The organism is Campylobacter showae CC57C, from assembly GCF_000344295.2.
GTDB classification, from domain to species: domain Bacteria; phylum Campylobacterota; class Campylobacteria; order Campylobacterales; family Campylobacteraceae; genus Campylobacter_A; species Campylobacter_A showae_B.
Window position 1 is genome coordinate 1 of record NZ_AOTD01000268.1, and the last position, 6,346, is coordinate 6,346.

At 48.1% G+C, this 6,346-nt stretch carries 5 protein-coding genes; all 5 read left to right on the forward strand.

Translation table 11 applies throughout. The annotated features are described in order from the left end of the window. The first annotated feature begins 5 nt into the window (after positions 1 to 5). Complete coding sequence (locus H740_RS11075; RefSeq protein ID WP_051052725.1) at positions 6 to 2,462, forward strand: HD domain-containing protein; 2,457 nt, start codon at positions 6 to 8, stop codon at positions 2,460 to 2,462. Positions 2,463 to 2,464: 2 nt separating this feature from the next. Continuing rightward, the gene (glmS, locus tag H740_RS11080; RefSeq protein WP_002953878.1) at positions 2,465 to 4,300 is read left to right on the forward strand and encodes a glutamine--fructose-6-phosphate transaminase (isomerizing); all 1,836 of its coding nucleotides are present in this window, start codon (positions 2,465 to 2,467) and stop codon (positions 4,298 to 4,300) included. Positions 4,301 to 4,456: 156 nt separating this feature from the next. After that, positions 4,457 to 4,699 (forward strand): hypothetical protein, encoded by a 243-nt coding sequence (locus tag H740_RS12315; protein ID WP_002953879.1) that lies wholly within the window; start codon positions 4,457 to 4,459, stop codon positions 4,697 to 4,699. Then, positions 4,692 to 4,880, forward strand: a complete 189-nt coding sequence (locus tag H740_RS12320) for a hypothetical protein (RefSeq protein WP_002953881.1) — start codon at positions 4,692 to 4,694, stop codon at positions 4,878 to 4,880. The genes H740_RS12315 and H740_RS12320 overlap by 8 nt, the downstream gene beginning before the upstream one ends. Positions 4,881 to 4,982: 102 nt before the next feature. Next, entirely contained in the window at positions 4,983 to 6,119 is a 1,137-nt protein-coding gene (locus tag H740_RS11095; protein ID WP_002953883.1) for a hypothetical protein, read from the forward strand. The last annotated feature ends 227 nt before the right edge of the window (positions 6,120 to 6,346 follow it).

The following is a 6,346-nucleotide window of genomic DNA, read 5'->3' on the forward strand; positions in this document are numbered from 1 at the left end:
AAAAAGTGGCTTTAAAAGGAAATTTAAGCGGCGTTTTGGGCGGCGCAAATTTGGCCTCGCAGCTAAAAAAGCTTCAGGGCAAGGGCTTTGCAAATTTCATCGCAAAGCAAAGCGACGAGCTGATAAAAGCTCTGTGCACGCAGGTTTTGGACGAGATTTTTGCGGACTTTAACCCGGACGTCGATTTTATCCCGTTTTGCGTCATCGCTACCGAAAAGTACGCCGACAACCTCATCTCCACAAGCTCGGTTTTAGAGATTTTAATCGTCTTTAAAGAGAACGCAGGCTTTAACGTCAAATTTATCCTAAAAAAGCTAGTCGCCACGCTGGAGGGCTCGAATTTAAAACTAAATATCAAAATTTGCGAGCTGGGCGAAATTTACGAAGCGCATAAAAACGACCATAAAGCAAAGGCCGCATTTAGCCGTATCCGCTACATCTGCGGCTCGCGTACGCTCTATAAGGCCGCGCGCTCACAGATTTATAAAACTCGCGAGGTTAACGCGCAGAAAAATCTCAAATTTTACGCCAAAAATCTAGGCGCCTTTAACGATATCCCAAACATAAAACAAGAGCCTGATCTTAAAAACGACCTGGGCGGTACGAACGACATCTACTATCTAAACTGCGCTCTAAACGGCTTTGAAAACGAGATCAGCATGCGCTCGCAGGCTCTAAAATTTATCGACGAAAAGGAGCTTAGCGCGCTAAATTTGGCGACAGATTTTATCCTCTGCGTAAAATCGGCGCAAAATTTGACCCTAGGCTCGGACGTTTTTGCCCCCACAAAGCTAAACGAGATCACCGCGCTCATGCAAACCAAGTCCAAAAAAACGCAAGAAAACAGCAGCGTCATCTCGCAAAAGCTCTTTTCCTGCATGCACTCGGTCGCGGTTTTTTCGCGCTATCTGGTTTCTAGCTTTTATAGGAGCAAATTTACAAGCGGGGCTAAATTTAGCGAACTACGAGCTGCGCGGCTAAAAAACGGATTTTATAGGTTTGAAAATACCATTTACGTTCCGCTGCACGTCCGCGCTAGGCCGCTAAACGCCGTGCTAAAGCAGCTTTTGGCTCTTGGCGATGCGGAGTATAAATTTGACGTCGGAACAATCTTTTACCTAAAGCGCGCGCAAATCAGCAAAGAGGACACCGAGGATTCGCTCGCGCTTTTTAGAAAAATTTTGATGCGAAACCACGCTCATTGCATCATCAAGGCGCTTTTGGACGCGGAGATTTTGCCAGTTTTAGTTAAGCCGCTCGAACACGCCGTAAATTTGGCCGAATTTGACGGCTATCATAAATTTAGCGTCGGCGAGCACTGCGTTTTAAGCGTCAAATTTGCCGAAAATATCAAAGACAAATTCGTAAAATCGCTCTACGACGAGCTTTGCATCGAGGGACGCACGCTACTAAAGCTAGCCTTGCTGCTGCATGACGCGGGCAAGGGACTAGGCGGCGATCACTCGGTCGTTGGCTCAAATATTTTTCGCGCCTACGCCGCAAAGCTAAATTTGAGCGCAAAGGCCGTAAATATCGGCGTTACGCTCGTGCGCTACCACACGCTGATGAACGACGTGGCAAACCGCGAGGACATCTACGATCAGCGCACGATTTTTAGCTTTATCTCAAAACTGGGCGATCCGCAAACCCTAAAACTCTCCTATATCGTCGCCTACTGCGTGATAAACGCAACCGACGAAAAGCTCTATACGCCCTATCTGGCGCGACTTTTGCGCGAGCTTTACGGCATTTGCCTGCAAAGCTTCGAGGATGAAAATCTGCTCGATGAGGCTTCAAGGCGCGTAAAAAAGGAGCTCAGCATCAGGCGAAACGCTAAATTTGCGGCCTTAAGTGAAAATTTGAAAGAAAAAATTTTTGCTATCAGGTCAAATTTGCTCTTTGCCAAATACCAACCAGCAGACATCATCGGCATCGCCTGGGCCGCGCAAAACGCCGATAAACTAAGCGTGCAGATACAAAATCACCAAAGCCTAAGCATCGAAATTTACGCGCAAAACTATCCGAATTTAGCGGTTTTGCTCTCGTCTTTGGCACACCTTGATCTTGGTTTTATGGAGATTTTCGAGCTGTTTGAGGGCAAATTTTACGTCAAGCTCGAGTTTAACAAAAATGTAAAATCAAGCGAACTAGAAACCCTAAAAAACCTCATCGAGATCTCGCTAAAAAGCGGCGCCTCAGCGCAGATAAATCGCCCGATAATACTAAAAGGCGAGCTAAATTTTGACCCAAACCACTCGCAAGAGTACGCAAAGCTGGGCATAAACGCGAAAGATCAGCGCGGACTGATGGCTTACGTATTGGGAGTTTTTAAGGAATTTGATGTAAAAATAGCCAACGCCAGAATCCAAACCGTAAAAAACAGGACGCGAAATTTGCTGCTTATTGAAAAGCGCGAGGGCGTGGATTTGGGCGAAATTTTAAAATTATTAGAAAGCGAGTAAACATGTGCGGAATCGTCGGTTACGTCGGCCATAGAGAAAAAAGGGAGTTTATTTTAAACGGATTAAAAGAGCTTGAGTACCGCGGCTACGACAGCGCCGGCATGGCGGTGATGAGCCTGGATGGCGGATGCGATAAATGCGCGCAGGAGATCGCCTTTTTTAAGGCTACCGGCAAGCTTGAAAATTTAGCCAAAAAATCAGAGGGCTTTAGCTCTAGCGGCGAAGGCGTCGCGATCGGACACACACGCTGGGCTACGCACGGCAAACCGACCGAGATCAACGCTCACCCGCACCTTGGCGAGCACTCCTTCGTCGTTCATAACGGCATCATCGAAAACTACAAAGAGCTAAAAGAGGAGCTTGAGGCAAAGGGCGTTAGCTTCCTCAGTCAAACCGACACCGAAGTCATCGTGCATCTTTTTGAGGAAAATTTAAAAACCATCGGCGAGCCTTTTAAAGCGTACGAAGCCACGGTAGCGCGCCTGCACGGTGCATACGCGACGCTGCTTATCACCAAAACGGCTCCGGGCAAAATTTTCTTCGCCAAGGACGCTGCGCCGCTAGCTATCGGCAAAAGCGAGGAAAAAGAGGTATTTTTCGCCTCCTCGGACGCCCCGCTAATCGGCCTAGCCAAAGAGGTGTGCTACCTGGACGATAAAAGCTACGGATTTGTTAGCCTAGATGAGATCGCGGTTTTTAAAGACGCAAAAAAACTAAGTCCGAGCTTTGCCGCGCTGCCTGCGGATAAAAGCTACGCGCAAAAAGAGGGTTACCGCTTTTTCATGGAAAAAGAGATCTATGAGCAAAGCGCGGTAGTGAGCGAAACGCTAATGGGACGCGTCAAAGAGGATGCAGTAGGTCTTGAAAATTTAACCGACGAGTACTTGCGAAATGTCGACGATATCGTGATTTGCGCGTGCGGCACTAGCTATCATGCGGCCCTTACGTCTAGCTACCTTTTTGAGCGACTAGCAGACGCTAGAGCCAAGGTCGAGATCGCAAGCGAATTTCGCTATAGACGCCCGAAACTAAACAAAAATGCTCTTTTTATCGTCATCTCGCAAAGCGGCGAAACCGCCGATACCCTAGAGGCGCTAAAAATCGCCAAGCAAGCGGGGCTAAAGACGCTAGCTATCTGCAACGTCGATAACTCCTCGATCGTGCGCCTAGCCGACGACACTCTGTTAACTCGCGCCGGCATAGAAAAGGGCGTAGCCAGCACCAAAGCCTTCGCGACGCAGGTCGTGACACTATGGATGTTGGCGCTGCAAATCGCGCAGGCTAAGGTATCAATAAGCAAAGACGAGCTAAAAAGCGAGATCGCAGCGCTCCTACACGTTCCGCAAATATTAAATATCAGCAAAGAGCCGCAAGAGCGCATCCGCCGCCTAGCCAAGCACTATTTGCACGGCCACGGATTCTTTTTTATCGGGCGAGATATATTTTATCCGCTGGCGTTAGAAGGCGCGCTAAAGCTCAAAGAGATCTCCTATCTGCACGCCGAGGGTTATCCAGCTGGCGAGATGAAACACGGCCCTATCGCGCTTGCCGATGAGAGACTCTTTACGATCGCGCTAATGCCAAAAACCATACTCTACGAAAAAACCAAAAGCAACGTCGAGGAGCTAGCTGCCCGCGACGCCTATATACTTGCGATTAGTCCCGAGGAGTTCGAGCTTAGCGATGATTTTATAAAGACTAGCAAACAAGCTCACCCGATGAGCGAGTTTTTCGAGATGATGATTATTCTGCAGCTTTTTGCTCTAGAGATCGCCGTGAGGCTAGGCAACGACGTCGATATGCCGCGAAACCTCGCTAAAAGCGTGACGGTAGAGTAAATTTAATAGGCGAAATTTGACGGACGACGCTAAATTTCGCTTTTAATCCTAATCTGCAAATTTAGGCGAGAGGTTGCCCGCCTAAATTTCTACCGATTTTTATTCTAGATTTTTAAACTCATCTATGCGCAAATTTATCCGCCCCCAAGGAGAATCATGCAAAATCCCAACAAAAAATATGAAATTTATCAAAAAAGGCTAGATAAAAAGTCGGATCGCCTCGCGTCGCTGATGAACGACGCAAAATGGCTTAAGCTCTGCGAAATTTTAGATGCCTCGGAGTGCAAGGGTATGCGCGTAAAACTACCTATCAAGCGGCGAGGAGATCACGCTCGTCTGCGGTTTTGGGTGCTTACAGGACGGGTATTTCGACTGCGCCAACGGAGCTATCTTGCTTAAAGACTTACACTGGGTTTTCGTGCCTAAATTTTACGAGCAAACGCGCATGAACAGAGCCGAAAAGCTTGCCTCAAATTTTATCCCAAATCCGCTTGAAGCGGTACTAGAGGCCGTTACGAAGGCGGGCAAATTTGACTACGAAATAGACGAAAGCGGACTAAAAATTTACGGATATAGATAAATTTGGCGCAGGCAAACGGAGTCAAATTTAAAGCCGCGCTTGCTCGCCAAATGCTGCAAAATTTGATAAAATTTGACGAACTTTAAACTCAAAGGAGCAAATATGGGCGCTCATCTATGCCCAAAATGCGGCGAAAACACAATCTACTTCGACGGGATCTGCCACTCATGCAGCCAAAGGCAGAGGCGAGACGAAATTTTAAACCTAAGCGCCGACGAAGTAGAAGCGATGATCCTAAAAATCACAGATCGTATCGACGAGATCGAAAAATGGGATGAGATTTGCAATGATTTTTGGGCGCTTTTTAGCCTGCTGGACATCCACGATCCAAGGATCGCGAGAGCCGCGGCGGCAAAGGAAATCTACTATCCGCCAGAGCTCTACTTCGGTGCACCGGATGACGTAAAATACGCACTCATAGCAAAACTAAACTCGCTAGAGGACAACTCCAAAAACGTGCTAAATCACCTTCTTTGCGCACTTGCGTGGCAGGGCGGCGAGCAGACGGCCGAGCTTTTTTACGAGCTGTATAAAAACCCGAGGCCGTGGCGTAAAAAGCTCTACGTGGGCACCGAGTTTTACGCAAAAATCGGCGGATGGGCGTTTGACGAGACGGGCGAGCGAAAATCGCTCGTTTTTGATAAATGCCTTACCGCGGTGCGCATAAAAGATGGCGAAATCGCGAGCCAAGACGCAAATTTAAACCCAAACCAAAACGCGGATGAGTCCGTACAGATCGGCGAGCCTACGGGCCAAAAGTGCGAGTTTTGCGGCTGCGAGATACTGGATATGTTGCGTCTAAAGGCATCCGATCCGCGGCTTGCGTTTTTAAATTTAAAGCACGACGCGATATTTCGCTGCTGCCCGACCTGCGTCGGTTCGGTCAGATATTTTTGCAAACGCGGCCCAGACGGCGAGATAGAGCTAAGCCATGATGGCGAAGGCTTTGACGAAAGCTACTTTTCGCAGCAGGATCTTGCGCGACTGTGCGGGATGAAATTTAAGCTAGGAGGCGAAGTGTCGCCGTTTTACGGCTGCTTTAGCGAGCTTGATACGACCGTGGGCGGCTATCCGCAGTGGGTGCAGGACGCCGAGTACCTAACCTGCCCTAGCTGCGACGGGACGATGAAGCACCTAGCGCAGATCCCATTTGGCGAGATGATACAGGGCGAGGGAGTCATATACGTGCAAATTTGCCAGAAATGTGAGGTTTTGGGCGGCTGCTTTCAGTGTACATGAGGCAGGTTAATCAGCTATAATACAAATAAAATTTGATGTAAGGAGATAGTATGGGGTTATTTAGTTTTGGTAAAAAGGCTGAAAAAACGCAAAATCCAAGCACCTTTGCCGGCAGAGTGGATAAATTTTGGGCGGAATTTAGCGGCGTGATAGATGAGATAAAGGCTGATCGGGCGGCAAAAGAGTTTGAAAAGGCGATGCAAAAGACCGATGAGAAGCTTCGTATC